The organism is Neobacillus sp. B24 (assembly GCF_055381825.1).
The window spans coordinates 1,466,332-1,493,225 of the sequence record NZ_AP035777.1; the positions used below are offsets into that span (position 1 = coordinate 1,466,332).

General features: G+C 44.7%; 24 protein-coding genes, 2 pseudogenes and 1 riboswitch. Of the genes and pseudogenes, 16 read left to right on the plus strand and 10 right to left on the minus strand.

Going from position 1 to position 26,894, the window contains the following annotated elements:
• Nucleotides 1–83: 83 nt before the first annotated feature.
• The 6 genes from ACZ43M_RS07215 to ACZ43M_RS07240 all read left to right on the plus strand — a co-directional run bounded on the left by ACZ43M_RS07215 (nt 84) and on the right by ACZ43M_RS07240 (nt 6,728).
• Nucleotides 84–1,298, plus strand: coding sequence for an argininosuccinate synthase (locus tag ACZ43M_RS07215; protein WP_464506733.1), 1,215 nt, complete (start codon nt 84–86; stop codon nt 1,296–1,298).
• 67 nt (nt 1,299–1,365) lie between these two features.
• Nucleotides 1,366–2,742 carry an argininosuccinate lyase gene (gene argH / locus ACZ43M_RS07220; RefSeq protein WP_464506734.1) on the plus strand — a complete coding sequence of 459 codons (1,377 nt, stop codon included), beginning with the start codon at nt 1,366–1,368 and terminating at the stop codon, nt 2,740–2,742.
• A 305-nt stretch (nt 2,743–3,047) separates the two neighbouring features.
• A complete protein-coding gene (locus ACZ43M_RS07225) occupies nt 3,048–3,905 on the plus strand; it encodes a carbon-nitrogen hydrolase family protein (protein WP_464506735.1) in 858 nt (285 codons plus the stop codon).
• 11 nt (nt 3,906–3,916) lie between these two features.
• Complete coding sequence (locus ACZ43M_RS07230; RefSeq protein WP_464506736.1) at nt 3,917–4,579, plus strand: GNAT family N-acetyltransferase; 663 nt, start codon at nt 3,917–3,919, stop codon at nt 4,577–4,579.
• Between the two features lie 20 nt (nt 4,580–4,599).
• Nucleotides 4,600–5,271 carry a GNAT family N-acetyltransferase gene (locus ACZ43M_RS07235; protein ID WP_464506737.1) on the plus strand — a complete coding sequence of 224 codons (672 nt, stop codon included), beginning with the start codon at nt 4,600–4,602 and terminating at the stop codon, nt 5,269–5,271.
• Between the two features lie 76 nt (nt 5,272–5,347).
• Nucleotides 5,348–5,459, plus strand: a riboswitch (SAM riboswitch).
• A 66-nt stretch (nt 5,460–5,525) separates the two neighbouring features.
• The gene (locus ACZ43M_RS07240; RefSeq protein WP_464506738.1) at nt 5,526–6,728 is read left to right on the plus strand and encodes a homoserine dehydrogenase; all 1,203 of its coding nucleotides are present in this window, start codon (nt 5,526–5,528) and stop codon (nt 6,726–6,728) included.
• 344 nt (nt 6,729–7,072) lie between these two features.
• Here the strand turns inward: ACZ43M_RS07240 and ACZ43M_RS07245 are convergent, their stop codons facing one another.
• From ACZ43M_RS07245 to ACZ43M_RS07255, 3 genes are all read right to left on the minus strand, one after another.
• The gene (locus tag ACZ43M_RS07245; protein ID WP_464506739.1) at nt 7,073–7,258 is read right to left on the minus strand and encodes a YfhD family protein; all 186 of its coding nucleotides are present in this window, start codon (nt 7,256–7,258) and stop codon (nt 7,073–7,075) included.
• A gap of 105 nt (nt 7,259–7,363) precedes the next feature.
• Entirely contained in the window at nt 7,364–7,501 is a 138-nt protein-coding gene (locus ACZ43M_RS07250; protein WP_464506740.1) for a YfhE family protein, read from the minus strand.
• Nucleotides 7,502–7,596: 95 nt separating this feature from the next.
• Nucleotides 7,597–8,496, minus strand: a complete 900-nt coding sequence (locus tag ACZ43M_RS07255) for a TIGR01777 family oxidoreductase (RefSeq protein ID WP_464506741.1) — start codon at nt 8,494–8,496, stop codon at nt 7,597–7,599.
• Nucleotides 8,497–8,567: 71 nt separating this feature from the next.
• On the opposite strand from ACZ43M_RS07255, the gene recX reads away from it, so the two are divergent.
• Nucleotides 8,568–9,374: a recombination regulator RecX gene (gene recX / locus ACZ43M_RS07260; RefSeq protein WP_464506742.1), complete on the plus strand. Its 807-nt coding sequence runs from the start codon at nt 8,568–8,570 to the stop codon at nt 9,372–9,374.
• Between the two features lie 455 nt (nt 9,375–9,829).
• Here the strand turns inward: recX and ACZ43M_RS07265 are convergent, their stop codons facing one another.
• Entirely contained in the window at nt 9,830–10,504 is a 675-nt protein-coding gene (locus ACZ43M_RS07265; RefSeq protein WP_464506743.1) for an SDR family NAD(P)-dependent oxidoreductase, read from the minus strand.
• Nucleotides 10,505–10,579: 75 nt separating this feature from the next.
• On the opposite strand from ACZ43M_RS07265, the gene ACZ43M_RS07270 reads away from it, so the two are divergent.
• Nucleotides 10,580–10,903 carry a YfhH family protein gene (locus ACZ43M_RS07270; RefSeq protein ID WP_464506744.1) on the plus strand — a complete coding sequence of 108 codons (324 nt, stop codon included), beginning with the start codon at nt 10,580–10,582 and terminating at the stop codon, nt 10,901–10,903.
• A 48-nt stretch (nt 10,904–10,951) separates the two neighbouring features.
• Here ACZ43M_RS07270 and ACZ43M_RS07275 read toward each other — a convergent pair whose 3' ends face one another.
• On the minus strand, nt 10,952–11,128 hold the full coding sequence (locus ACZ43M_RS07275; protein WP_464506746.1) for a small, acid-soluble spore protein K: 177 nt from the start codon (nt 11,126–11,128) through the stop codon (nt 10,952–10,954).
• A gap of 132 nt (nt 11,129–11,260) precedes the next feature.
• On the opposite strand from ACZ43M_RS07275, the gene ACZ43M_RS07280 reads away from it, so the two are divergent.
• Entirely contained in the window at nt 11,261–11,530 is a 270-nt protein-coding gene (locus ACZ43M_RS07280; RefSeq protein ID WP_464506747.1) for a YfhJ family protein, read from the plus strand.
• Between the two features lie 28 nt (nt 11,531–11,558).
• Here the strand turns inward: ACZ43M_RS07280 and ACZ43M_RS07285 are convergent, their stop codons facing one another.
• The gene (locus tag ACZ43M_RS07285) at nt 11,559–12,539 is read right to left on the minus strand and encodes a metal-dependent hydrolase (RefSeq protein ID WP_464506749.1); all 981 of its coding nucleotides are present in this window, start codon (nt 12,537–12,539) and stop codon (nt 11,559–11,561) included.
• A gap of 240 nt (nt 12,540–12,779) precedes the next feature.
• Between ACZ43M_RS07285 and mutY the strand changes: the two genes are divergently transcribed.
• Nucleotides 12,780–13,871, plus strand: a complete 1,092-nt coding sequence (gene mutY, locus ACZ43M_RS07290; RefSeq protein WP_464506751.1) for an A/G-specific adenine glycosylase — start codon at nt 12,780–12,782, stop codon at nt 13,869–13,871.
• A gap of 163 nt (nt 13,872–14,034) precedes the next feature.
• Here mutY and ACZ43M_RS07295 read toward each other — a convergent pair whose 3' ends face one another.
• Nucleotides 14,035–14,217: a hypothetical protein gene (locus ACZ43M_RS07295; protein WP_464507983.1), complete on the minus strand. Its 183-nt coding sequence runs from the start codon at nt 14,215–14,217 to the stop codon at nt 14,035–14,037.
• Between the two features lie 114 nt (nt 14,218–14,331).
• Between ACZ43M_RS07295 and fabL the strand changes: the two genes are divergently transcribed.
• The 6 genes and pseudogenes from fabL (at nt 14,332) to ACZ43M_RS07325 (ending at nt 18,592) form a co-directional block, all read left to right on the plus strand.
• Nucleotides 14,332–15,081 (plus strand): enoyl-[acyl-carrier-protein] reductase FabL, encoded by a 750-nt coding sequence (gene fabL / locus ACZ43M_RS07300; protein WP_464506752.1) that lies wholly within the window; start codon nt 14,332–14,334, stop codon nt 15,079–15,081.
• Nucleotides 15,082–15,152: 71 nt separating this feature from the next.
• Nucleotides 15,153–15,326 (plus strand): annotated as a pseudogene (locus ACZ43M_RS07305) (gamma-type small acid-soluble spore protein); the annotation flags it as partial.
• Between the two features lie 60 nt (nt 15,327–15,386).
• Nucleotides 15,387–15,512 (plus strand): annotated as a pseudogene (locus ACZ43M_RS07310) (gamma-type small acid-soluble spore protein); the annotation flags it as partial.
• Nucleotides 15,513–15,780: 268 nt separating this feature from the next.
• Nucleotides 15,781–16,038 carry a YgaB family protein gene (locus ACZ43M_RS07315; RefSeq protein ID WP_464506753.1) on the plus strand — a complete coding sequence of 86 codons (258 nt, stop codon included), beginning with the start codon at nt 15,781–15,783 and terminating at the stop codon, nt 16,036–16,038.
• A gap of 175 nt (nt 16,039–16,213) precedes the next feature.
• Nucleotides 16,214–16,744, plus strand: a complete 531-nt coding sequence (ntdP, locus tag ACZ43M_RS07320) for a nucleoside tri-diphosphate phosphatase (protein ID WP_464506754.1) — start codon at nt 16,214–16,216, stop codon at nt 16,742–16,744.
• 78 nt (nt 16,745–16,822) lie between these two features.
• Nucleotides 16,823–18,592 (plus strand): ABC transporter ATP-binding protein, encoded by a 1,770-nt coding sequence (locus ACZ43M_RS07325; RefSeq protein WP_464506755.1) that lies wholly within the window; start codon nt 16,823–16,825, stop codon nt 18,590–18,592.
• Nucleotides 18,593–18,731: 139 nt separating this feature from the next.
• On the opposite strand, the gene ACZ43M_RS07330 is transcribed toward ACZ43M_RS07325, so the two are convergent.
• The 3 genes from ACZ43M_RS07330 to ACZ43M_RS07340 all read right to left on the minus strand — a co-directional run bounded on the left by ACZ43M_RS07330 (nt 18,732) and on the right by ACZ43M_RS07340 (nt 26,175).
• Complete coding sequence (locus tag ACZ43M_RS07330; RefSeq protein WP_464506756.1) at nt 18,732–19,805, minus strand: FUSC family protein; 1,074 nt, start codon at nt 19,803–19,805, stop codon at nt 18,732–18,734.
• A gap of 302 nt (nt 19,806–20,107) precedes the next feature.
• Nucleotides 20,108–24,577: a glutamate synthase-related protein gene (locus ACZ43M_RS07335; RefSeq protein WP_464506757.1), complete on the minus strand. Its 4,470-nt coding sequence runs from the start codon at nt 24,575–24,577 to the stop codon at nt 20,108–20,110.
• Between the two features lie 302 nt (nt 24,578–24,879).
• Nucleotides 24,880–26,175 (minus strand): glutamate-1-semialdehyde 2,1-aminomutase, encoded by a 1,296-nt coding sequence (locus tag ACZ43M_RS07340; RefSeq protein ID WP_464506758.1) that lies wholly within the window; start codon nt 26,173–26,175, stop codon nt 24,880–24,882.
• Nucleotides 26,176–26,894: the final 719 nt, after the last annotated feature.

Below are 26,894 nucleotides of genomic sequence, written 5' to 3' on the forward strand. Positions count from 1 at the left end.
AGTGGATTTTTTCGAGAAGTTATGTATAATAATACTTATGAATGAATAATAATACGAACATCAAATGGTAAGGAGCGTTACAAATGGCAAAGGAAAAAATTGTGTTAGCCTACTCAGGCGGTTTAGATACATCGGTTTCGGTGAAATGGATTCAAGAAAAATACGGCTATGACGTCATCGCGTTAGGGCTGGATGTCGGTGAAGGCAAAGACTTGGAAGCTATTAAAAATAAGGCGTTGAACGTCGGGGCGATCAAGGCCATCATGGTTGATGCCAAAGAATTGCTAGCCAAGGATTATATTTTACCAGCTTTAAAGGCTAATTGTTTATATGAAGGGAAATACCCACTATCCTCCGCACTATCAAGACCGTTAATTTCAAAATTATTGGTCGAGGTGGCAGAGCAAGAAGGCGCTGCTGCGGTTGCCCATGGCTGTACCGGAAAAGGAAACGACCAAGTTCGTTTTGAGGTTTCTGTTCAAGCATTAAATCCAAGCTTGAAAGTAGTTGCGCCAGTACGTGAATGGGGTATGACCCGTGACGAGGAAATCAAATATGCCGAGAAAAACGGGATTCCAATTCCAGTAGACTTGGATAATCCATTCTCGATTGACGCCAACATTTGGGGCCGCGCCTGCGAAGCAGGTGTGCTCGAGGATCCTTGGGCTGAGGCACCTGAAGAGGCTTATGACTGGACCAATCCGATCGAATTGACTCCAGATGCTGCAGAGTATGTGGAAATCGAATTCGAACAAGGCGTTCCAGTTGCCCTTAATGGCGATAAATTACCGTTAGTTCAGTTGATTGAAACGTTGAATGCACTTGGCGGCAAGCACGGTGTCGGGCGTATCGATCATATTGAAAATAGATTGGTAGGAATCAAGTCTCGTGAAGTTTACGAAAATCCAGCAGCTTTGATTTTAATCAATGCTCACAAGGAGCTTGAGTTTTTAACATTGCCACGCGAGGTAACTCAGTTTAAGACCCAAGTGGAGCAGCAAATGGCGAAAATCATTTATGAGGGCCTTTGGTATTCACCATTAAAAGCTGCGCTTGATGCGTTTATCGACGAAACGCAAAAAGTCGTGTCAGGCACCATCCGGGTCAAGCTTCATAAAGGCAATCATACCGTTGTCGGCCGTAAATCCGTACACAGCCTTTACAATGAGGAATTGGCCACGTATACAAAAGGCGATGCTTTTGATCATAACGCGGCTGTTGGCTTCATCAAGCTTTGGGGACTGCCGACAAAGGTTTATACAGAGGTAAATAATAAAGCGACAGTTTTAAATAAATAATAGGAATTGGAGCGGATTGCCCTCGAAACTTCTTTTCGGGGGCTCCCATTTTTAGGAGGATATTTCAATGTCAAAGTTATGGGGCGGACGTTTTACAAAGGAAACAAACAAGCTAGTTGAGGAGTTCACCGCATCGATTTCCTTCGACCAAAAGCTGGCCAAAGAAGATATCGCCGGGAGCCTCGCTCATGTGCAAATGCTTGGTGAATGCAGCATCATTCCTTTGGAGGATGCGGAGAAAATTAAAGCCGGCCTGCTAAAGATTAAGGAAAAAGTAGACCGCGGTGAAGTGGAATTTTTAGTGGAAGATGAAGATATTCATATGAATATTGAGCGGCAGTTGATTGAAGAGATTGGTCCTGTGGGCGGCAAACTCCATACTGGACGCAGCCGTAACGACCAGGTTGCCACCGACATGCATCTTTATTTACGGACAAAAACAACTGAGCTGATTAAATTGGTGGAGGATGTCCAGAAGGCAATTATCGGTCAAGCAAAGGAGCATGTGGAGACGCTGATTCCGGGCTACACCCACCTGCAGCGTGCCCAGCCTGTTTCCTTTGCCCATCATTTAATGGCGTATTTCTGGATGTTCGAGCGCGATAAAGAAAGATTGCTAGATTCATTGAAACGGGTGAACTGGCTGCCACTGGGATCCGGGGCTTTAGCTGGGACAACTTTCCCGATTAACCGTGAACTTGTCGCAGGGCAGTTGGGCTTTGAAACGATTTATCCGAATAGTATGGATGCCGTCAGCGACCGTGATTTTATCCTCGAGTTTCTGTCGATTGGCTCAATCATCATGACGCACATTTCCCGTATATCGGAGGAGTTTGTAATTTGGTCAAGCCAGGAGTTTCAGTTTATCGAGTTGGATGACTCGTTCTGTACTGGCTCAAGCATTATGCCGCAGAAAAAGAACCCGGACGTGCCGGAGTTGTTGCGCGGGAAAACCGGCCGTGTGTACGGCAATTTGGTTGGTTTGTTGACGGTGTTGAAGGGTCTGCCGCTCGCCTATAACAAGGACCTTCAGGAAGACAAGGAAGGCATGTTTGACACGGTGGAAACGCTGGAAGGGTCATTGAAGCTGCTGGCACCAATGATTGAAAGTATGACGGTTCGCAAAGATGTCATGCGTAAAGCCATCAATAACGATTTTTCCAATGCGACCGATATTGCCGATTACCTTGTCCGTAAAGGCCTGCCATTCCGTGAGGCTCATGAAGTGATTGGAAAAATTGTTCTCTATGCGATCCAGTCCGGCAAGTTTTTATTGGATTTGAGCATGGAAGAGTATAAGGAATTTAGTTTGTTGTTTGAAGAGGATATTTACAAAGTTTTGGCCCCGGAACATGTTGTGGCGGTGAGGAACAGCTTTGGTGGGACTTCGCCGGAGCAGGTGCGAGCGCAGATTGAGCTGGGTGAGGGGAAATTGGAGCATTAAAAGGGGTAACTTTTTGCTCTGAAAAATATATCAACACACTTTAGGTGGATATCGACATATTTTCAGCAGATATCAACACAAAACTGAAGGATATCGACACAATATCAGCGGATATCAACACAAAATACGAGTATATATATAGTCGAGCCAGCGACCAGCTGGCTTGTTCTTTTATACCAGGGGTGGCTTGGTATGGAGGGGATGGTAAAAAAGATTTACGAGGCGCATTTCATTTGTATTCCCTCCATAAATAGTAGATAATCTCCATTAGGAATCAAACAAATCATCCAACAAGGAGGCCAAAAATGAAACTAAGAGTTTCTGCAGTTCAGTACCATCTACATACAATCCATTCCTTTGAGGAGTTCGCCGCCCAGTGCGAGCATTACATAAAAACAGCCGAGGAATTTGGGGCGGAATTTGTCCTGTTTCCGGAATTCTTCACGACCCAGCTGCTGTCTATCGGTAACGGTCAAGGCCAGAGCCTGACAATCAACGATCTGCCAAGCTTCACCGAAAATTACAAAGAACTTTTCGCCAAATTTGCCAAACAAACAAACATGCACATCATTGCCGGAACGCATGTTATTGAAAAAGACGGCAAGCTTTATAACACTGCGCACCTGTTCTACCCGGACGGCAGAATCGGTGAGCAGGCCAAGCTCCATATTACCCCAACTGAAATTAAAGAATGGAATATGGCACCTGGTGACTCTTTTCAAATTTTTGAAACTGACAAGGGGAAAATTGCCCTGCTGACCTGCTATGATATCGAATTTCCAGAAATCGTCCGCATGGCTAAGGCAAAGGGCGCTGACGTGATTTTCTGCCCATCCTGTACAGATGACCGCCACGGCTTCCATCGTGTCCGCTACACCAGCCATGCCCGGGCGATTGAAAATCAGGTATATGTGGTTCTAACCGGAACTGTCGGTGCGCTGCCAACAGTCGACTTCATGCGTGCAAACTTCGGCCAGGCTGTCGTTATTACGCCTAACGATATCCCATTCCCGCCGCAAGGTATTCAAGTGCAAGGGGAAATCAACGACGATATGGTTGTCACCGCAGACCTCGACCTTGATCTGCTTTACGAAGTAAGAGAGCGCGGTGCAGTCACTACTTGGCGCGACCGCAGAACGGATCTATACACAGATTGGCAATAGGGGTGAGCCCAATGTACCGAAGTGAATTTTACGTGTACGACCAAGACCGGCTCCTGCCGATTTGTATCCGTAATTACACGAAGGATGATTTTGACCAACTCATTGATATCCAGGCGGAATGCTTTCCGCCCCCGTTTCCCTCTGAACTGTGGTGGAATAAAGAACAGTTGACCAGCCATGTTACCCATTTCCCGGAAGGGGCTTTATGTGTAGAAATCAACGGTGAACTCGCCGGGTCGCTTACCGGTCTCGTCGTTGAATTTGACTCGAACGACCCTAACCATAACTGGGAGAAAATCACTGACCACGGCTATATTCGCAACCACAATCCCAACGGCAACACGCTGTACATCGTCGACATCAGTGTCCGTCCCCAGTACCGCAAGCTTGGACTTGGCAAACTAATGATGCAGGCGATGTACCATGTTGTGATTGAAAAAGGCTATGATCGGCTGCTTGGCGGCGGGCGGATGCCGGGCTACCACAAGGTCGCTGAAACCATGACACCAAACGAATATTTGAATGCAATTATAACAGGCCAGCTCAAGGACCCGGTTATCAGCTTTTTGCTGCGCTGCGGACGCGTACCACTAGGTATCGCCGAAAACTATCTTGAAGATGAAGAGTCCTGTAACTACGCTGCCCTGATGGAATGGAAAAATCCGTTTAAATAAAAAAGGAGATTCACAAACCTATGGAATACAAACGCATTATCAATATCACTGACCCGAATTTCAAAAAACTGCACGACCTAATGGGACAAATTTTTCCGCCGGAAGAAGTCCTCGAGTACGATCTTTGGAAGGAGCCGCTTGAGGACCCATCGATTCGCGTGTTCGTTGCTGTCGACAACAATCAAGTGGTCGGGGCGACCGAATATCGCTATTATCCTGACTGGAACATTGCGATGACTGATTTTACCATCATCAGCAAACCGGGTCTGAGCCTAGGCCGTTTCCTTGCGCAAAATCGCTTAAAGGATCTTCAGCAGCTGGCAAAGGAAAACGGGAAAGAATTATTCGGGATGTTTGCCGAAATATATGACCCTTACCGGGTGGAACATCATGAATTTGGCGGCGTTAAGGTGATGGATCCGTATGTTCGCCGCGAAGTGTTGTCACACCTGGGCTATAAGCGCCTGGACCTAAACTACGTCCATCCGTCATGGGAAAACAACGGAGAGGCAGTCAAGGGTCTCGACCTATGCTTCATGCCGACTAAAGATGAGCTTGACCAGCTCCCGGCAGCTCTAGTTAAAGACTTCCTGACGACATATTATGCCGTGCTGTCAAACAAACCACAGGAATGGCTGGATATGGTTGAACGGATCAGCGGGCAAGAATCCATTTCATTATTGCCACTTTAACTATTGACTTTAATGGAAGATTCAGCTAATATTTCTTTTATAACTTGGAAATGAACGAAAATTTAAAAATATAAATCTCTTATCCAGAGAGGCGGAGGGACTAGGCCCGATGAAGCCCGGCAACCTTCAAGGTATTCCTTGAAAAGGTGCTAATTCCTGCAGGTTATCTTTAACCTGACAGATAAGAGGAGGACGAATCGCCCTCTTCTTATCGAAGGGGGTTTTTATTTTTTCGAAAAAAGGGAGGGAATGAAATGGCAGTGTTAAAGGTAGCTATTCTCGGTTTTGGTACCGTTGGAGAAGGGGCATATCGGACGATTTCTTCCCACGGGGAAGAACTGGCTGCTGTTTTGGGAAAAAAGGTGGAAGTGGCTGCCGTACTGATAAAAAATAAACAGAAGAAAAGGGATATTGCTCCGGAAGTGCTACTCACTACAGACTTCGAAGAAATTCTCCAATTGCCGCAGGTGGATATTGTGGTAGAAGCCATTGTTGGCAAAGAACCGACCTTTACCTATTTGAAAAAGGCAATACAACACGGCTGCCACATCATTACCGCCAACAAAGAAATGTTTGCTCATCATGGGAGTGAACTCATGGAACTGGCTGAGCAGCATAACGTTTCTGTCGGCTTTGAGGCGACAGTCGCCGGGGGTATTCCGGTCATCCAAACGTTACGGCAATTGTTAAAAATAAACCGTGTCCAACAGATTCAAGGAATCTTAAATGGGACGTCGAATTTTATCCTGACACAAATGCGGGAAAAGCAGCAGTCTTTTGCGGAAAGCTTATCGCAGGCGCAGCAAAATGGCTATGCCGAGGTAGACCCAACGAACGACGTTGAAGGCTTCGATGCCTTTTATAAAACCATGATTCTAAGCCGTATTGCTTTTGGGGAAGAGCCGGATTGGCATGGGGTAGAGCGGCAGGGGATTACCGCTATCACCAGCGAATTAATTGAAGCGGCAGGAAAGTTAGGGCTTCGTTTTAAACATGTTGCCAGCCTGACAAAGGTTGGGGAGCAAATCAAGGCTTCGGTGCAACCTGTACTTGTAGGTGATGAGCATCCTTTTTATCATGTCGAAGGGGTCGAAAATGCGGTCAATGTGTACTCCGATATTGTCGGCCGGATTACCCTGCAGGGCCCTGGCGCAGGAATGTTTCCGACCGCGAGTGCTGTCATCGAAGATCTGGTTTACGTCTGTCAAAACCCTTCCGGTAGGAAAAAGTACTCGCAAACTCCTGTTGCTGATCGTGAGCATAATGAAGGGCTAAAACAGGAATTATGGTTAGTACAGGGGCATCATGATACCCTCGCAACAGGTACAATAATAGATGAGGTCGGTAACGGAATCAGGGTCATCAAAGCAAGCAAATCTGATTTGGAACAGCTCGAGAATATTCTTTATTTTGCGATTCTTGGAGAAGTGGAACAGAAAGAAGTAGTGGTGGTGTAAGATATTTTAGGTTTACAACATATCCACATTGGTTAGTTCACAATCTAGTCAAATTTCCAACATAAATATGTTAAGAAACTGTGAAAGCAGTTGTTTAAAAGGGTAACCGGGAGTATAGTAAGGGTGTAGACAAGAATGTTTTGCCAACTTGATCTATGGGAATTACAGCAGTGCCGAGTTCTAGCCGTTGCCAAAACGGATACCTCTCTTTAGAACTCATGATTCATATGATTTCCCCCTTTTTTCATTATAAAAGAAGCAGGAATCCTGCTTCTTCTTTTTTTATGCCTTCGATGCCCGCCATTTCTTTCTGACCAACAGGCAAATAAGAGCTGTGATCAACATTAGCGGTTACGATTTTGTACGCGCTGATTGGCGGCATTTGCCCGTGCTTGTGCCTCCATATCCGCTCCGTCAGCCATTTCTTTTGAAAATTCTACATCCTGCCCGTCTGATTTCATGTTACTTGGAACCTGTGGAAGTGATGCTTTATTTCGGTCACGAGTTTTATGTCCGTGTGAACGGCCCATGAAAAAAACCCCTTTCAATGGTAGCTAGTGGAGCCGCAATCGCTACGCTCCCCTTACTAGCTTTACCAAATAAAAGAGGTCCATTAATGGAAAAAATTATGTATCTTACTGTCTGCCTTTGCGGTTCATGTAGCCGGCGGCACGGTCCGCCATTTTAAATTCATGGCCATAGGTTACTTCCTGCATGCTTGTTAAATTTGTACGTTCACGATCCTTATTGCGTTTTTTGTTTTCCGACATCATGATTCATCCCTTCCAAATTTATTTAAAGCAGGTATAAATGGTACATCATGTACACGTTTCCATTTTTGCCTTTTAAAAAAGGAATAATACCATTTTTACGAAAATATATTTTCTAAGGCGCTTTTTAAATCGGGATAGGTGAATTCGTAGCCATTCTTTAATAACTCGTTTGGCAGCACCTTCTGCCCGTCTACCACTAACGTGCTCATTTCTCCCAATAAGAACCTTAGCGCCAATTCTGGAACCGGTAGCCAATGCGGCCGCTGCAGCACCATCGCCAACGACTTACCAAACTCATTCATTGTTACCGGGGAAGGAGCGGTAAAATTCACCGGACCAAGAATATCCTCATTCTCCATCACAAACGTAATTCCCTTGACCACATCAGCAATATGAATCCACGACATCCATTGCTTTCCTGAGCCCATCGGCCCGCCGATAAAGGCTTGATAGGGAAAAAGCATTTTCGAAAGTGCGCCTCCCTTTTTGTCCAAGATGATGCCAAATCGACACAGAATCGTCCGCACTCCAAGTTCCTCGGCTTTGGATGCTTCTTGCTCCCAATCTATGACTGTTCTTGATAAAAAGTCTTCTCCTGAACCTTTGTCGGCTTCGATAAATGTTTGTTCCAAAGATGTTCCATAAAAACCAATCGCGCTGGAGTTAATCAAGGCATGAGGTTTACTCTTCAATTTTCTCATAATATTTAAAAGTTCTCTGACTGCATCAATTCTGCTGGTCAATATTCTTTTCTTTCTTTGCTCCGTCCAGCGCCCACTGTTAATCGATTCGCCCGCAAGGTTGATAAATATATCGGTTCCTTCCAATTCATCAGTCGGATTAGATTGTTCCGTAAGCCACTGAACATAGCGGAATTTTCCAGTTCCGCTCGCAGGCCTTCTGGTTAACACAATCACCTCATGCTCCTGCTGGACCAACTCCCGGACCAGCGCTTTCCCGACAAATCCCGTTCCTCCGGCAATAGCAATCCTCATGTCGCTACGCACCCCCCTTTAAAATATTGTATAATATTTGTAGAAGAATATGGCAAAGTGAAGTGAACAATATGGGCATTATTACAAAAATAACTACCCAGCAAAAAAATCAAGATCGGTTTAATGTGTTTATGGATCGCGGCAGCGGCGAAGAATATGCCTTCAGTGTCGACAGTGATGTATTAATCCGGTTTCAGTTAAAAAAAGGCATGGAAATCGACGAATTTTCGTTAATGGAAATCCAGTTTCAGGACGATATTCGCAAGTCCTATAACCTTGCGATTAACTATTTGGCTCGGAGGATGAGGTCAGAAAAGGAAGTACGGGATTATTTGCAGAAAAAAGAGGTCGAAGAGCCAGTCATTAATGAGGTGCTGCATAAATTAATCGCTCAAAAATACCTAAATGACGAGGATTTTGCTATGGCCTATGTGCGGACACAGGCCAATACAACGGACAAGGGACCGGATAATGTTAAGCAAGAATTGAAGGAAAAAGGAATCAGTGAGCAAATTTTAGCTGCAGCCTTGGACGAGTTTCCACTAGAGCAGCAGATTGAAAAGGCGGTTAAAATCGCCGGTAAATTTTTTAATAAAAATTCCAAAGATTCCATGCGTATTCAAAAGCAAAAGCTTGAACAAACGCTGCTTCGAAAAGGGTATTCTTTTGAGGTAATCGGAATTGCCATCAGTGAAACTGAGGAAGAGAACGTTGACGAGGAGATGGAAGCGATCCGCTTCCAAGGAGAAAAGGCACTGCGGAAATACGGGCAGTTGAGCGGGTACGAATTTCAGCAGAAAATGAAGCAGACCTTGTACCGGAAAGGCTTTGCGATGGATTTGATTGAGAAATATCTTGGGGAAATAGAAGATTCGTAAGGGTACATTTCATTCTAAAAGACAAAATTGGAAACTGTTGCGGCAAAAGTGTCTAATAGACCGTTTCTAAAAGACAAAGTAGGTCGGGAATCGGAGAAAGTGTCTAATAGAGGGCATCTAATAGACAAAATCGGTGAGTGAAGAGGAGAAAGTGTCTAATAGAACGCGTCTAAAAGACAAAAGTAGGTCGGGAATCGGAGAAAGTGTCTAATAGAGGGCATCTAATAGACAAAATCGGTGAGTGAAGAGGAGAAAGTGTCTAATAGAACGCGTCTAAAAGACAAAAAAGCTAAGTTTTTTGCAGAAATGTCCTTTATGAAGCTACTGAAAGACAAAATCAATACGTGGAGCAGGTAAACTGTCCTTCATCAAGCCGATGAAGGACAAAATCATCGAGACAGAGAATCAAACTATCCTAAGCTAAAAGCGGAAACACTGGCAATGATACTAGCCAATTACTTTTTCCTTTCAATAACAATTGTATCCTGATCAATCTGCTCCATGATAACCTCTGCTACAGATCTTGGGGAAGGTAGCTGGGACGGGTCTTTTACATAGTCGCCTGCATCCCAAAACGGCGTATTCATGCCGCCCATATAAACCGCATTAAACTTTATCTTGCTGCCTTCATATTCCTTTTGCAGCGCTTCGGTAAAGCCCCGGACCGCGAATTTGCTGGCACAATAAACAGCCTCGCTTACCTTACCACGCAACCCCGCAGTTGAAATAATATTCATGACCCGGCCTTCACCCCTCCCAACCAACAAAGGTAAAACAGCTTTCGTCATAAGAATTGTACCGAGTACATTCGTATCTAACATTTCTTCAATTTGCTTTTCGGTTATATCAACGAACGGTCCGAAATGGCCGACCCCGGCATTATTCACCACACCGTAAATATCATACTTCTGGCATGCATCACTAATTACCCTCGTGACCTCAGCTCCATTACTAACATCCATCTGAAGGAAATCTGCTCTACCGCCACTTGCCTCAATTTCGTGTTTGACTCCAGATAATTTTTCAACTGTTCTTCCAGCCAGTAAGATATGAAAACCTTTTTGTGAAAAAAGCAGTGCAAGTTCTTTCCCTAATCCGGAACCTCCGCCTGTAATAACCATCGAATTCATATGGAACCTCCGTTAAGACTTTATTAATTTCATAAAAATAATTATACTAAAATAAAGAGATAGGAGTGAAGAAGGATGCAGCAGGAGAAACGGTATAGCGACATGACAGAACATGAATTGCGGCAAGAAATTTCCAAGCTTCAGGAGCAGGCGCGAAAAGCGGAGCAAATGGGAATGGTTAATGAGTTTGCCGTGCTCGAACGCAAGGTACATATGGCTCGGGCGTATATGCTGGACCCGAAAGTGTTTAAGCCGGGCGAAATCTATGAAATTGAAGGCGCACCTGGGGAATATTTTAAAATTGATTATATGAATGGCGTATTTGCTTGGGGCTATCGCACAAAAGGTGACGGGAAGGAAGAGGCGCTGCCAATTTCTTTGCTGAAGTGGTTGAAATAATGTGAGTAACAAGCCAGAGGAAAATCTCTGGCTTGTTGTGATGGCAAACTACTTCCATACTTGCGGCGATTCATCGTCCCGCTGGCCTGACGCGCGCATCCGTTCCTGAGGATGTGTGTTGATGGTGCCATCGGCTCGCTTGGAAGCATATTCTGCTTTCGCCCGCGGCTCTCCCTCAAATTTGTTGTTAGATTGATTTGGAAAACCTGTCTGTTTATTTCTCATGCTGTACCTCCATTAATGGATTCCAGAACGTGATAAGCAAAGGTGCTTCACAATGCTTGCCACGCATCATTAGTATGGACGTTAATTTTTTCACTTATGTTAAAAGAATAATGGCAAAGAAGGGGCTTACCGATGAATGACTATCATGAAAAATTGACCAAGCTGCTGCTTGAAAAAAATGATCAAATTTCCTATAACCAAGCTCGTACATGGGTTGAACTGCTGTGGGAGGACTTTGAAACCACATATGCCCGGGCTGGCGAAGAATACATGGGCAGTGAAATGACCGAACGAATCGTCAAACAGTGGATACAGAATTATGGGGACAAACTTCATGAATTTACCGCTACCAACCCCAAATTTGAAAAATACTTTAATGAATCAAACCAAACTTTACACTAAAAAACTCGCCAATCGGCGAGTTTTCCTTTTAACCCGGTAGTATTCCCAATTTTTTACGCAGCTTTTTCTCGCTGAACACCCAGCCGGTATAAGAAGTTATGGGCTTTAAATCCAAATCTAATTGGACCACGGCGACAAATGGGTAGTGACCGTTACTTCGGTATCGCAAGTCGATGAACCGAACTTCGTAATAGGTATTGTATTCATCCACTTCCCAGCGATAAACGGGAGAGAACGAGAGAAAGGCCGCGATATTATCATCTTTTTTAGCTGCTTCAATCACTGGAGTATTCGGAACTGGAATTCGTCTGAAACGGTCGAGAATTTCCACTTTACCATTAATTGAACTTCCTACAAAAAAGATGTTCTCATTCATTGCCGCAATTTTCCATTGATGGAACCGCATTGTTGGAGCAATAATGATTTCTGTTGCATCGGGAATCAGAGCGCGAACTCCGACTAATACCCGCTTTTTTGCTTGGATCCTCAGGATATAGTAGCCAATGATGATGGCATACATGATCAGAAATGTGTATCCAGGGTTTGCACCAGCAATCCAAATAAGAATCCCTACAATGTGAATGCCAAAAATGACAGGGTCGAATGTATTGATTACCCCTAGCGCCACCCATTTTGCTGAGAATGGTCGAAGCGCCTGAGTGCCATAGGCATTAAAAATATCAACGAAGACATGGATAAAAACAGCGGCAAATGCCCAAGCCCATAAATGAAGAAGATTGGCATCCGAAAAGAATGGATAAATAACCGCCGTTATGAGAAGCGGCCACAGAATAACCGCGGGGATGGAATGGGTTGCGCCGCGATGATTGCGGATATAAATGGCATTATTTCTTAATTTTAACACTGTATCAATATCTGGTATTTGCGAACCAGCAATCGTTGCAATTAAAACACTGGTAGTAGTAGCGTGATTGGCTGCAACTGCCGGATCAAGTGTTGCTAAACCGCCAAGAGCAATCCCCATCACAACATGAGTTCCAGTATCCAAGAAAAATTTCCCCCTTGTTAAAGTTCTTGTCAAATTCGGCAATTTGACTTATCGTAATACAGAATTACTTATTTTATCTGGCCAGCGCCTAGCCCCTCGGGTCATAAGTCAATCCGTCGTGAAGGTTAAAAAACAACCTTCCTGCCGGCTTGCTTACGCAGTCGGGCTGACCGAGGCGCTTCCGCTTTTATTATTATATTCCCTAATTTAACTTGGTTTACTAATAGAGGAGTAAATGTTATGTCAATTGAACTAAAAAATGTCAAAAAAATCAATATAAATGCATTTCAGAATGATTTGATCTCATGGTTTAAAGCAGAACAGCGGGACTTGCCATGGCGAAAGGATCGCGACCCCTACAAGGTATGGGTGTCAGAGATTATGCTTCAGCAAACACGGGTGGACACTGTCATTCCTTATTTTAACAGGTTTATCGACTGGTTTCCGACGATTGACGATTTGGCCTGGGCGGAAGAGGACAAGATTCTGAAAGCTTGGGAAGGTCTTGGATACTATTCACGGGTTCGGAACCTGCAGTCAGCGGTACGGGAAGTAAAGGAAAAATATAATGGTGAGGTTCCGAGTACCCCTGAGGAAATCAGCGGACTGAAAGGTGTCGGCCCCTATACGGCTGGGGCAATTTTGAGCATAGCTTACGGCATTCCGGAGCCGGCCGTGGATGGCAATGTCATGCGTGTGCTGTCAAGGATACTGTCGATTTGGGTGGATATTGCCAAACCTTCTTCTCGAAAGGTGTTTGAGGAGGCGGTCCGCGAGCTGATCTCACATGAGGATCCTTCTTCATTTAACCAGGCTTTAATGGAGTTGGGGGCGTTAGTTTGTACGCCAACGTCACCATCCTGCCTGCTGTGTCCGGTGCGCGAGCATTGCCAGGCTTTTGAGGAAGGGGTTCAATCAGAACTGCCAGTCAAAACGAAAAAAACGAAAACACGCAATGTCGAACTTGCAGCAGCGGTTTTAGTTGATGATAACGGGAAAATATTGATTCACAAGCGCCCGTCTGACGGCCTGCTGGCGAATTTATGGGAGTTCCCGACAGTTGAAATTCTGCACCCATTGCAGCACGAACGGGAGCAGGTAGTGACACTCTTTAACGAAACCCATGATTTAAAAATTGGTCTTGAACAAATTATTGGCCAAATCCAACATGTATTTTCACACCTTGTTTGGAATATGAGAGTTTATATTGGAAAAATAAATGCAGAAATGGAAGAAAGCAACGAGTGGAAACTGGTTACAGTGGAGGAAATCGCTGATTATGCGTTTCCGGTGCCGTATCAGAAGATGTTTAAGCTTTATTTAGATAAGTGACATTAATCTACGTGCGTTTAAACGGAAAAGAGGCAAAAGAAGCAAAAGAGGTCACGTAGCGAGGCTCTACGTGACCTTTTAAACAAAAAATACGCAAAAAAGGTCACGTATCAAGAGTCTAAGTGACCGTCAATCCAAAAGTAACCAAAACGGTCACCTAGATTTATCCTTTCAACCCGCCCCGATGTTCAATCTCCTCGACAATTTGTTTGTGGATCGATTGTCCCTCACTGTTTAAATAAGGGGTCATTTGCTGCAGGGCATGGTGAAAATAGGCGAGCTCTGTATCGTTCCAATCCGCTTTTGCCATCATCGATAACTCCGTGATATCCCGGCCTTCATACATGTCAATTCTCCCTTTCAAAGCATAGTCTCCATTAGTTTTTTTATAAAAATTGTCATCTATTCACGGAAAGGCTAAAATAGTAGCAATACATAATAGTGGGAAGGGATTGTAACCATGACACAAAAAGTAGCATTAATTACCGGCAGCAGCAGAGGAATCGGCAAAGCAACCGCGCTTCGCCTGGCACAAGCCGGATACGACATTGTGATTAATTATGCGCGCAGCAAATCTGGCGCACAAGAAACAGCTGAGCAAATCAAAGCTCTCGGCAGAAAAGTTTTAGTCGTAAAAGCAAATGTAGGCGATGTCGCCAAAATTAAAGATATGTTTGCCCAAATCGACCAAGAATTTGGCCGCCTTGATATTTTTGTCAATAACGCTGCCTCTGGGGTTCAGCGCCCGGCAATGGAGCTGGAAGAATCCCATTGGGACTGGACCTTAAATATCAATAGCAAGGCACTCCTTTTTTGCGCTCAGGAAGCGGCCAAGCTGATGGAGAAAAACGGCGGCGGGAAAATTGTCAGCATCAGCTCTCTAGGATCCATTCGCTATCTGGAGAACTATACAGCAGTAGGCGTATCCAAAGCAGCTCTTGAAGCCCTGACAAGATACCTTGCGGTGGAATTGGCGTCAAAAAACATCGTTGTTAATGCGGTTTCTGGCGGTGCGGTTGATACCGAAGCACTAAAGCATTTCCCCAATCGTGACGAGCTGCTTCAGGAGGCGGCGGATAAAACGCCGGCTGGAAGAATGGTGGAGATTGAGGACATGGTCAATTGCGTGATGTTCCTGCTATCTGACGAGTCCAGCATGATTCGCGGCCAGACGATTATTGTCGATGGCGGCATATCCTTACTTGTATAAAAATATTCCTAAAAAACTTTTGGATAATCTCCACGGAAGCGGGTAAATTAATTTCTGTGGAGGTGATAACAATGGCAAATTTCAATCAACAGCCTAACAAAACTTCTGCTGGAACTAACATTCAGCAAGTAAGGCAACAAAATGCTCAATCTCAAGGTGCAGGTGGTGCAGGTCAATTTGGCACTGAGTTTGCAAGTGAGACAAATGCACAAGAAGTGAGACAACAAAACCAAGCTTCTGCTCAACGTGGCGGAAATGCTGGTTCAGGCTCTGCTGGCGCAGGCTCTGCCGGTGCAGGCTCTGCTGGTGCTTCTGGCCAATTTGGCACTGAGTTTGCAAGTGAAACAAATGCACAACAAGTAAGACAACAAAACGCTCGCTCTGCACAAAAGGGCGGCAACGCTGGTAACAGTCAATCCGGCCAAAGCTAAAAGAATATTTACCTTAGGAGGCGCTCATTTTCGGAATGTAGTGCCTCCTTTTTGTGTGCCAAACGACTCGACAAAACTTCTATTTTTTCAACAAAGGATAATCATAATTTTTTCGAGAATACATATTAGGTATCAATGGAAACTCGCCGATTGGCGAGTCCGTTAGGACGAAGACAGAGGCGTAGTTGGAATTATGCGTTAGTAAATGATAAAATTTGGTAAAAATTTTATCATTTACTATTAGCCAAAAATGAAGGCGGTGAGGAACATGAATCAATTTAATCGATTAGTTTCCGAACAAATGGTAACAATGGAAAAACTGCTGTTTTTGCAGGCGGAGCTTGAGCGTTGTCAACAAATCCAAGCGGAATTGCAAGAATTACAAAGCGAAACGGATCTGGAAACGATCCAAGCGGATATACAAATGATGAAGAAAGAGTTAAAAGAGATACAGTTAATTTTTGAAAAACAAACAGAAGAAGTCATCAATTCCTACCGGGAAATGAATCTATCACCTTCACTTTAACAAAAAATACGCAATTTTTTTCAAAGAGCCAAGGGAAATATGGCTCTTTTGTTTTAAATTTAGGCCTCAACCGTTATAATAATAAAAAAAAGGAATTTTCTTTGTTGCCTTTTGTCGTTTATTTATTTTATGTTCGGATTAGGTGCAAAGCGTTCAAGTGAAGGTAGGGGAGAAAATGGGCGTACCCATCGAAGGTGAACCAGTACAAATACATAGCTACAAACACAATGGGCACATCCATCGCGTCTGGGAAGAAACAACCGTTTTAAAAGGGTCACAAAATTTAGTTATTGGTGGAAATGATCGAACACTTGTAACCGAATCAGATGGAAGAACGTGGATTACCAGAGAACCGGCCATTTGCTACTTCCATTCGCAATATTGGTTCAATGTCATTGGCATGATTCGTGAGGACGGGATTTATTACTATTGTAATATCAGTTCGCCGTTTATTTTTGATGGTGAAGCACTTAAGTATATTGATTACGATTTAGATATTAAAGTGTATCCTGATATGACCTTTAATTTGCTGGACGAAGATGAGTATGAACGTCATCGCCGCGAAATGAATTATCCGGATGTGATTGACCAAATTCTAAAGCGGAATGTCGATAAGCTGATTCAGTGGATTCGCCAGCGCAGCGGCCCATTTGCCCCAGATTTTATCGATATCTGGTATGAACGGTATTTAACATACAGACGTTAGTTGGTATGTGTTGGTTCAAGCGCCTGTTGATGAAGGTCAACAGGTGTTTATTTTTGAAAAAATTAAGGGGGGATCGGTTTGGATAGCATCAGGCGTTATCTGCAATTTGTCAAACCGTATCGCTGGCAAATTATCGCTACGATCTTCATTGGCATTATTAAATTTTCCATCCCGCTGATTATACCAATTTTAATAAAATACGTGGTGGATGATATTGTCGGGAATCCGAAATTAGTAGCGGATGAGAAAATTGACAAGCTGTTGATGATTATGGGCATTATGATTGTCATTTTTGTGATACTCCGGCCGCCGATTGAGTATTACCGCCAGTATTTTGCACAGTGGACTTCGAACAAAATTCTGTACGATATCCGCAACAAGATGTATAAGCATATTCAAAAATTAAGCTTTAAATATTACGCCAACACCCGGGCCGGTGAAATCATTTCACGGGTGATCAATGATGTGGAGCAGACAAAAACGTTTGTCATGACTGGGTTAATGAACCTTTGGCTCGATATCGCCACTATTGTTATTGCCATTATTCTTATGTTTTCTATGAATGTAAAACTGACAGCCGTTTCGATTTTGCTGTTCCCGCTGTATGCCTTTTCCATAAGGTACTTCTTTGGAAACCTGCGTATGCTGACTAGAAATCGCTCTCAGGCGCTTGCCGAGGTGCAAAGCTATCTCCATGAACGGGTCCAGGGGATGCCGGTCATCAAGAGCTTTGCCATCGAGGAATACGAGCAAACCCAATTTGATAAACAGAATAAAAATTTCTTGGATAAGGCGTTGAAGCATACAAGCTGGAACGCCAAGTCGTTCTCGGTCGTGAATACGATTACCGATATTGCACCGCTGCTTGTGATTGGGTATTCTGCCTATCTCGTGATTCAAGGGCAGCTTTCGCTAGGAACGATGGTCGCCTTTTTCGCCTATATCGATAAGCTCTACAGCCCGTTGCGCCGCTTGGTCAACTCCTCGACAACGATTACCCAATCGTTCGCCTCGATGGACCGGGTGTTTGAATTTTTGGATGAAAAATATGATGTCGTTGATGCTGCGGATGCGGTCGAGTGCGAGGGCGTGAGGGGGAACATTTCCTTTGAGGATGTTTCCTTTACCTATGATGAAGGCCATGAACTGGTGCTAAAAAACATTTCCTTGGATGTAAAAAAAGGCGAGACGATCGCGCTCGTTGGGATGAGTGGCGGCGGAAAATCGACGCTGGTCAGTTTGATTCCTAGGTTTTACGATGTTACGGAAGGTCGGATTCTGCTTGATGGCCGCGATATTCGCGAATTTAAAGTTCAATCATTAAGGGATAAAATTGGTGTCGTGTTCCAGGATAATATTTTATTTAGCGAATCCGTGAAGGAAAATATACTGCTGGGGAAACCGGGGGCGACGGAGGAAGAGGTGTTCCGGGCCGCCAAGGCTGCGAATGCTGACGAGTTTATTCTTCATCTTGCACAAGGCTACGATACGAAGGTCGGTGAGCGGGGCGTGAAGCTATCTGGCGGTCAAAAGCAGCGAATCGCAATTGCCCGGGTATTTTTGAAAAATCCACCGATTTTGATTTTGGATGAAGCCACTTCGGCGCTTGATTTAGAGAGTGAGCATTACATTCAGGAAGCGCTCGATGAATTGGCGAAGGACAGGACCACCTTCATTGTTGCGCACCGGCTTTCAACGATTACCCATGCTGACCGAATTGTGTTAATTGAGCACGGCCAAATCGTTGAAATTGGAACGCATGATGAGCTAATGGCTAAACAGGGGCATTATTATAAATTATTTCAGGTGCAGCAAATCGAAAAGAAAAGTGAAGAAGCGACAGTTTAGCACCGAGTTTCAGCGACGCGCAAATAAAAGGGTACGACTCGCAAATAATACCTGTAAAATCGCCATAAAAGACACGAAAGTCACAAATAAATCGATAAGCTCCACAAATAAAAACCCGAAGCTGACTGCTTCGGGTTTTTTAATGGTCTTGTTCTTCAATGGAAATTTCATTGTTATGGTAATAATGAAAGCTGGTAATCAGCACGTCTAGATGCTCGACTTGCTCACTGTAATCAATGATCGAGGCGACAATTTGCATGGTATGGTAAAGATGCGGATTATTCTCTTCGGCCATTTCCTTTTGATGCTGTAAAAAGAAGTGGAACAGCTCTTCTTTATTGATGGCTACCTTTTCCTCATGGCTTGAAGGCGGGGTTGGGATTTTCCCGATAAAACGCAGCATCAGCTGTTCGTGAAAATAAAGGAGATTATCTACTTGCTCCTGCAGTGCAGACCGAAATTCCTCTGGCAGCCCTAGCACTTCATTTTCAAAGCGATGGAGCCTTTTTAACGTATCCAGTCCTTTTCTAGCGGTTATCGTCATCTGCCGGTATACGACAAGCTTCCGGGACTTCACTAAGTGGTTTCTTTTGAAATAATCCCGTTCTTCCTTGTACAAGGAGTAATACTGCTCCATTTCTTTAATATCGTCTTTTAATTTACCGATGTCGGTTTTCAGAAGCTGATGATCAAAATCCTGCCGGGTGCTTAAGCGGATCCATTTGATGATTTCCCCGGTGGTATCGACGATTTTATGATAAAGCTTATTTTCATATTTCGGCGGCATGAACACGAGATTGACGATAAACGCTGAAAATACCCCAATCATGATGGTGGAGAAGCGGATAGTGGCAAAGGTCAAAAAGTTGCCGCCTGGCGCTTCCATAATCGAAATCAGCGTCACAAGGGCGAGCCCGATGGTGTTGCCGAGTTTGAGTTTGAGGTTAACAGTAATCAGGATAATGGCAGCAAGGCCAATGACGATAAAATGATTTCCCAACAATAATACAAAAATAACGGCCATGATCGCGCCAATCAGATTCCCCTGCACTTGTTCGATTATCGTCAAATAGGAGCGATAAATCGTTGGCTGGAGGGCAAAGATGGCGGCGATGGCTGCAAAGACCGGAGAAGGGGAGTGCAGCAGCTGGGCTAAATAAAGTGCTAATACAATTGCAATTCCCGTTTTAAATATGCGGGCACCTAACTTCATTAGTAAAAGTATTCCTTTCCAAATAATAATCTTAAGTTTAGCATGCTCAATAGTAAACAATATTGTATCATACAGGGATTTATTTCAGTTGGCAAGCAAAATTATATGACATTTTTATTAAAAAATGCTTAACAGAAATTTTATCCGCGGAAAAATGGGGGATATCCGCTAAAATCTAAATATATCTGCGAAAAATTCGATATATCCGCGAAAAAATCATTTTATCCGCGAAAATCAAAATATATCCGCGAAACGCAAAAAAGCATCCGCCACAACACATGCAGCGGATGCTTTCCTGGATTTTACTCAGTAGATACAGATGGATCAGCTTGTTCTTTAACCGGACTAATCTGAACAAAGTGCTGCTCAGGGGAGTCTAATAGCTTGCGAAGCTGGTTTGCTTCATCAGACTGACCATTCTGCTCTAGTAAATCTGTATATTTGGTTAAAAGCTCAGTAATATCTTGCTTTCCGTTTTCGTTTAAATCAAGCACGGACACCTTCGCGCCTTTGGCAATCCGGCGCTTAATGGCATCCTTCGTCAGACCCATTTCCGGCTGGTGACGAATGTAGACGACGCCTCCGGTCATTCCGGCGCAAATCCATGGACCTGGGTCGCCGAGTACGAGGCCGCGGCCGTTGGTCATATATTCAAAGGCAAACCCTTTAATATTGGCATTGGCACCGATATTGCCGGCTTCTTTTTCTGGAAGGTGCTTTTTCACCTGCCCGCCGATGATTAAATCGGCACCTGAAAGCCGGATTCCGGCACGGGCATCAGCGTTGCCCTGGGCCACCAACAGACCCTTTTGTGCTCCATAGCCAAAGCCTTTACCGACAGAGCCATTTAAATATTGGCCGTTTTGCCCTTTGGACTTCAACACCTGAATGTTTCCGCCGAAGGAAGTTTTACCGACACCATCTTGGCCGCCGCCGTTTACAGTAATTTCAATGCCTTCACTGTTGTAAGCCCCAAGTCCATTTCCTGGAATCGATCCATCCTTGTACTTCAGCTGAACCTTAGGCAGCTGCTTGTAGGAGCCATCGAGTCTGCCGCGAACGCGGTGGCAGGAAACCCGGCTTCCCAATACGCGCTGTTCAGAAGTGACACTGACAAATTCTCTTGAAGCGTGGAGCTGATCCACGCTGCCATCAAGATACTCTGCACCGGCAGCAACCTGCAATTGTGCTTCAGCTGCCGCTTTAGAAGCTTCAATTCTGGCGAACTGACCAATTTCGAGCGGCTTCAGCAAGTAGGAGAGATTAAGCTGGTTCTCGCCTTTTACTTGTTCTAACAGCTCCGAATGACCGACAGCCTCCTGCAGGTTGCGGATACCAAGGGAAGCAGCTAATGCTTTTACTTCGTTGCCGAAAGCAGTGAATAGATTCATGATTCCTTGAACGGCCAAATCTAATTGACGAGGAACGAAACGGCGCAATCCGTGTTCTTTTGCCTGTACCTCTGATTCAATTTGTGTAGCTATTCCGACGTGGCAAGTATCCAAGTGACAGCCGCGGCATGTCGTACAGCCGATAGACAGCATCGCAAGTGTACCAAAGCCAACCCGGTTAGCGCCGAGGAGCATGATTTTGACAACATCCATTGCACTCTTCATGCCGCCGTCTGCCCAAAGCTCGACCTTGTGGCGCAGGCCGCTTTCCAATAACGCATTATGAGCCGCTTTTACCCCGATTTCAACTGGGAGACCGACATGCTGCAGGGCGTGAATTCTTGCGGCACCAGTACCACCGTCAAATCCGCTTAAGGTGATGATATCGGCACCTGCCTTGGCAATTCCAACGGCAATTGTTCCGATATTAGGCACAACCGGAACCTTAACGGCAATCTTCGCCTGGTCATTGGCGGTTTTTAATTCCTGAATCATTTGCGCCAAATCTTCAATCGAATATATATCATGGTTATTTGATGGTGAAATCAAGTCAGAACCAAGTGTTGCATTACGGGCCGCCGCTACTTTGGCCGTAACCTTGGACCCTGGCAAGTGACCGCCTTCACCAGGCTTCGCGCCCTGGCCAATTTTAATTTCCAATAGATTCGAAGAGTTCAACAGCTCGGCGTTGACACCAAATCTTCCTGAAGCAATTTGCTGTCCACGCGTTCTCGGATACTTTCCGAGCATATCCTTAATTTCGCCGCCTTCACCGTTCAGGCTCACCATGTTCAAGCGGTCAGCACCTTCGGCATAAGCTCTGAAGGCAATTTCATTCTGCGACCCGAAGGACATTGAAGAAATCAAGAACGGCAGATCATGGTCACCGACAGAAATATCGACTTCTCCAGGTGACACAGAAGTTTGCACTTTCTTTAACCCGACTAAATGTCTGATCGTAGTTGGGTTCTCTGATTCCTGCTCAGAAATTTTTTCGCGATAACCGCTGTAATCTCCTGTTGCTGCCACATCGCCGATTGCTTTCCAAATCCTTGGGAACAGGTGGAAGGTTTTTCCGACACGTTCTTTCTCATTTTGGTAATCCTCGGCCCGCTTGAAGGCATCAAGCTTCATACTTTCAAAATTGGTCTCAAGTTCAGTTGAGCCAAAGAAGTTCACAATATTTAATACACCGGCGACTTCTTGATGCAAGCCAATGCTTGAGAACAGGCGTCCATAGCCGCGCAGTTCATGAATGCCGATTGTAGAAATGACTTTTTCAAGACCTTTGGTCAAAGCGCTGTGCAAGTTCATCAGCGGCGTGGTTGTGTCGCCAAGAACTGTTAGGAACATATAATATGGGCTGATTAAATCGGCACCCAAGCCAAACACCGTAATCATATCATGCAAGGAGCGAATCGATGCTGAACGCAATACCAACGAGCAATCACGGCGAAGCTCTGCCTTCACTAAGGCCTGGTCTATTGCCGATGTGACAAGATGCGGGTCGATCCAGTAATAATCCTCTTGATGGGCTTTCGCATCATCAAGGATCAGCAGTGTTTTACCTGACTGAACTGATCTAACAGCCTCATCCGCAAGTCTGACAAGTGCCTCTTCTAGATTTTCATTTTTAGAAAAAGTAGTTGAAATATAAGCAGCCAATTTCTGTTCCTGGAAATGCTGGACAACTTGATCAAAGCTTGGCTGTCCCAAAGCTTCCGAACAACTAAAGCCGGCTTTTCCTTCCAAGAGGATAGGCGTTGTCAGTTCCATCACCGTTCCTGATTCCTGGGCTGCATTTAAAACCGGACGTTTACCAATGATGACGCGAGTGGAGAAATGCTCCGTTTCCCGGTCGCGGTCAATCGCCGGATTGGTTACAACCGCAACGCTTTCCTTGATATAATCGGCAATATTGACGCGCTCAGGGTTAAGGGCCGCTAGCGGGGCATCATGGCCAAGTGAACGGATCGGCTCCACACCTTTTTCTGCCATTTGTTCAACCAATTGGATATGGTCACGTTCCCAGCCAAATGCTTTATACTGACCGTTATGAAGTTTATCCGGATAACTCATCGTTATTGTTTTTGATAACACTGGCGGCTGCAAACGATGTCTTGCATCGTTTAGCTGCAGCCTTGTAGAGAAGCGATTATACACTTCATGTTGATAGTCGCTATGTTCAAAAACGGCCAATACTGACCCGTTCCACTTGAAGCCAACCTTCTCACCAGGGGAGAGCGGCTTCGGTTCATTCACGTACTCACCTGATGGAATAATTCCTGGCTCAGAGGAGAACAGGTAGGAGGCTTCGGTTTCGAGCATCCAAAGCGGTCGCAATCCCAAAGCGTCGACGCTAAATACCGCTTCATCTCCGTAGCGGGAGATGATTCCTGCGGGCCCTTGGGCAAAGTGGCCCCACGCTTCACGCAAATAAGTATATAAATCTTGCAAATGCTCCGGATAAGCTTTGATTTCATTAATGATTGGCGGGAACAGAAGGTCCATCGCTTCGAATAATGAATAGCCATCGCGGCAAATCAGGGTTTCCATTGTCCGGCTTAAGTCTTGTGAATCACTGCCATCCTTGACGAGCGGTACACCAATCATCTTCGCTTCATCGCGCAGTTTAGCTATCGTATTAATTTCACCGTTGTGGCCTAGAACGCTAAATGGCTGAACCCGGAAAAAGCTAGACAGCGTATTAGTAGAATAGCGGTTGTGGCCCAGGGTCATCGTTGAAGCGACAAGCGGGCTGGCAAGATCATGATAGTAGCGCGGCAAAATATCACCGGCACCCATTACTTTGTACACCGCATGATTTTGGCTTAGGGAAGCGACATGGACATCGTCATTCTTCTCGAAATCTACTAATGTATCAAAAAGAACCTTGTTCAATTCCTGGCCTTTCCTATCAGAAAGGCAGGCAAATTGCCAAAAAACAGGGTTCTCCTGGATCGCAATCGGCCCTAAGGCAGAGGAGTCGGTTACTTTGTCGCTTTCAAAAACTAGTTGTAGGCCATGTTCCGTTAGTTTGCTGATTAATTCTTGTTTCGTAGATTCCCAGTTTACTTTTTTGCTGATAAACACATGCCCGACGGCGAATTCTTCTTTTTCCACAAGGGATGGATCAAGGTCGGCTAGAAGGAGTTTTTCCTTCCAAAGCTTGGTTGGGATATCGACATGAATTCCAACGCCGTCCCCCTCACCGTTGATAAAACCTGCACGGTGGTTCATGGTCACCAGGGCGTTAATACAATTAAAGATATTTTTCCTAGTTGGAATTTTGCTTTTTTCAAGGCTAGCTACGATTCCGCACGCATCATGTTCTTGTTTGTGGAAATCTTTAAATAGGGAAGGGGTCCATCTTTGTGTCATATTTCGGGCTTCTTCAGTGGTCCTAAAGTAAGCCGCTTCACCTCCTATGAAACTGTTTATGATAGAAATACTTACATACTTTAATGGGGCAACTTGATAAAGGGAAAAATGCAGAATAATAATCTAATATTATCATAAGAATTTTCAGAATCCAAATAAATATTCAGTGTTTTGGATACGGATTTAGCATTGATTTAATCTAAAAAAGAGATGAAAAGCTATTGGTGTAAACGTTTTCAAATATTTCCACTAAAGAAAAAGAGAGCTGAAATAGCTCTCTTTTGTGCATAAATTTTGCATATTTATTCCTGTTTTAGTGATGAAAATGCATTTCTCACTGCATGAAGAGTCGCTTCCACGTCTTCTTCTGTATGGGCAATGGTGAGGAACCATGCTTCGTATTTCGATGGAGCAAGGTTAATTCCTTGGTGCAGCATTAGTTTGAAGAATTTCCCGAACATTTCTCCATCGGTGTTTTCGGCTTGCTCATAGTTTTCAATTTTTTCATTTGTAAAATATACCGTGAACGCACCCTTTAAGCGGTTGATGGTGATTTGGATATTGAATTCCTTTGCTGCGGCCAATATGCCTTCTTCAAGCATCCCACCCAAGCGGTCAAGGTAGTCGTACACGCCAGGCTGCTTTAATACTTCCAAACAAGCGATTCCCGCAAGCATGGAAGCAGGGTTTCCAGCCATCGTTCCGGCCTGGTAGGCTGGTCCGAGCGGAGCCACTGTTTCCATGATTTCTTTACGGCCGCCGTAAGCACCGATTGGCAATCCGCCCCCAATAATTTTTCCAAGTGCGGTTAAGTCAGGTTGGATGCCGAGCAGGTCTTGGGCACCTCCGTACATGAAGCGAAATGCAGTAATGACTTCGTCGTAAATAACCAGTGCACCGGCTTCGTGGGTCAAGTCGTTGACTTGTTGCAAGAAGCCTGGTTTAGGTTTTACAATTCCAAAGTTGCCGACGATTGGCTCGACAAGAACGGCGGCGATTTGGTCGCCCCATTTTTCTAAAGCTTGTTTGAATGGCTCAATGTCGTTGAATGGGACCGTAATCACTTCTTGAGCAATTGATTTTGGTACCCCGGCGGAATCTGGTGTGCCTAGTGTTGATGGACCAGACCCTGCGGCAACAAGTACTAGGTCAGAGTGTCCGTGATAACAGCCGGCAAACTTGATGATTTTGTTGCGTCCGGTATAGGCGCGGGCTACGCGGATAGTTGTCATGACGGCTTCTGTACCGGAGTTCACAAATCGGACTTTATCCAGCGAAGGGATGGCTTCCTTCAGCATTTTGGCAAATTTCACTTCATGCGGTGTTGGCGTTCCGTAAAGGACACCGGTTTCCGCTGCTCGCTTGATGGCTTCGGTTATGTGTGGGTGTGCATGGCCAGTGATGATCGGACCGTACGCCGCGAGATAGTCGATGTATTGGTTGCCGTCGACATCCCAGAAATAAGCGCCTTGGCCCCGCTCCATCACAACTGGAGCACCGCCGCCCACGGCTTTGTAGGAACGGGACGGGCTATTGACGCCGCCGACAATATGCTGTAGCGCTTCATTATGTAATCGTTCTGAATTGGTAAAATGCACAATTATTACCTCCTTATGGTTTCACTTTCCTATTCTATCACGATTTCGTTGTATTAATGTTTCGACTATTTGGGGGAGGGGTGAATGTAGGACATTTTTTGTGTTGAGTGGGGAAGAATTGTCTTTCATGAGGAGGAAAGAAGGATAAAAACGTGGGGAAAGAGGCAGGAAATGTCTTTCATAAGGCTGATGAAAGACAAAATTGTGGGTGGCAAGATTCAAATGTCTTTCATAAGGCGATTGAAAGACAAAAACCAGGGTGGGCAGGCTGAAACTGTCTTTCACCAAAATTATTGAAGACAATATAAACTGCAAAATTACCATTTTTGTCTTCAAGAGCACCGTTGGCAGCATTTTTGCTAGCAAAATTGTAAAAAGTGTTGCCAATCGGATGTATAGCCGACAGATCTGCTAGCAAATTTGGAAAAAGTGACGCCAATAGGGTGTATAGCTACCAGTTTTGCTAGCAAAATTGTAAAAAGTGTCACCAATAGGGCGTATAGCCGACAGTTCTGCTAGCAAATTTGGAAAAAGTGTCACCAATAGTGGTGATAGCCGACAGATCTGCTAGCAAATTTGGAAAAAGTGACGCCAATAGGGTGTATAGCTAACAGTTTTGCTAGCAAAATTGGAAAAAGTGTCACCAATAGTGGTGATAGCCGACGATTCCGCTAGCAAGTTTAGAAAAAGTGTTGCCAATCATGTGTATAGCTGACAGA

Excerpts from the sequence above, each read along its gene's own strand:
- ACZ43M_RS07215 (WP_464506733.1), top strand. The coding sequence starts at position 84 with ATGGCAAAGGAAAAAATTGTGTTAGCCTACTCAGGCGGTTTAGATACA.
- argH (WP_464506734.1), top strand. The coding sequence starts at position 1,366 with ATGTCAAAGTTATGGGGCGGACGTTTTACAAAGGAAACAAACAAGCTA.
- ACZ43M_RS07225 (WP_464506735.1), top strand. The coding sequence starts at position 3,048 with ATGAAACTAAGAGTTTCTGCAGTTCAGTACCATCTACATACAATCCAT.
- ACZ43M_RS07230 (WP_464506736.1), top strand. The coding sequence starts at position 3,917 with ATGTACCGAAGTGAATTTTACGTGTACGACCAAGACCGGCTCCTGCCG.
- ACZ43M_RS07235 (WP_464506737.1), top strand. The coding sequence starts at position 4,600 with ATGGAATACAAACGCATTATCAATATCACTGACCCGAATTTCAAAAAA.
- ACZ43M_RS07240 (WP_464506738.1), top strand. The coding sequence starts at position 5,526 with ATGGCAGTGTTAAAGGTAGCTATTCTCGGTTTTGGTACCGTTGGAGAA.
- ACZ43M_RS07245 (WP_464506739.1), bottom strand. The coding sequence starts at position 7,258 with ATGGGCCGTTCACACGGACATAAAACTCGTGACCGAAATAAAGCATCA.
- ACZ43M_RS07250 (WP_464506740.1), bottom strand. The coding sequence starts at position 7,501 with ATGATGTCGGAAAACAAAAAACGCAATAAGGATCGTGAACGTACAAAT.
- ACZ43M_RS07255 (WP_464506741.1), bottom strand. The coding sequence starts at position 8,496 with ATGAGGATTGCTATTGCCGGAGGAACGGGATTTGTCGGGAAAGCGCTG.
- recX (WP_464506742.1), top strand. The coding sequence starts at position 8,568 with ATGGGCATTATTACAAAAATAACTACCCAGCAAAAAAATCAAGATCGG.
- ACZ43M_RS07265 (WP_464506743.1), bottom strand. The coding sequence starts at position 10,504 with ATGAATTCGATGGTTATTACAGGCGGAGGTTCCGGATTAGGGAAAGAA.
- ACZ43M_RS07270 (WP_464506744.1), top strand. The coding sequence starts at position 10,580 with ATGCAGCAGGAGAAACGGTATAGCGACATGACAGAACATGAATTGCGG.
- ACZ43M_RS07275 (WP_464506746.1), bottom strand. The coding sequence starts at position 11,128 with ATGAGAAATAAACAGACAGGTTTTCCAAATCAATCTAACAACAAATTT.
- ACZ43M_RS07280 (WP_464506747.1), top strand. The coding sequence starts at position 11,261 with ATGAATGACTATCATGAAAAATTGACCAAGCTGCTGCTTGAAAAAAAT.
- mutY (WP_464506751.1), top strand. The coding sequence starts at position 12,780 with ATGTCAATTGAACTAAAAAATGTCAAAAAAATCAATATAAATGCATTT.
- ACZ43M_RS07295 (WP_464507983.1), bottom strand. The coding sequence starts at position 14,217 with ATGTATGAAGGCCGGGATATCACGGAGTTATCGATGATGGCAAAAGCG.
- fabL (WP_464506752.1), top strand. The coding sequence starts at position 14,332 with ATGACACAAAAAGTAGCATTAATTACCGGCAGCAGCAGAGGAATCGGC.
- ACZ43M_RS07315 (WP_464506753.1), top strand. The coding sequence starts at position 15,781 with ATGAATCAATTTAATCGATTAGTTTCCGAACAAATGGTAACAATGGAA.
- ntdP (WP_464506754.1), top strand. The coding sequence starts at position 16,214 with ATGGGCGTACCCATCGAAGGTGAACCAGTACAAATACATAGCTACAAA.
- ACZ43M_RS07330 (WP_464506756.1), bottom strand. The coding sequence starts at position 19,805 with ATGAAGTTAGGTGCCCGCATATTTAAAACGGGAATTGCAATTGTATTA.
- ACZ43M_RS07335 (WP_464506757.1), bottom strand. The coding sequence starts at position 24,577 with ATGACACAAAGATGGACCCCTTCCCTATTTAAAGATTTCCACAAACAA.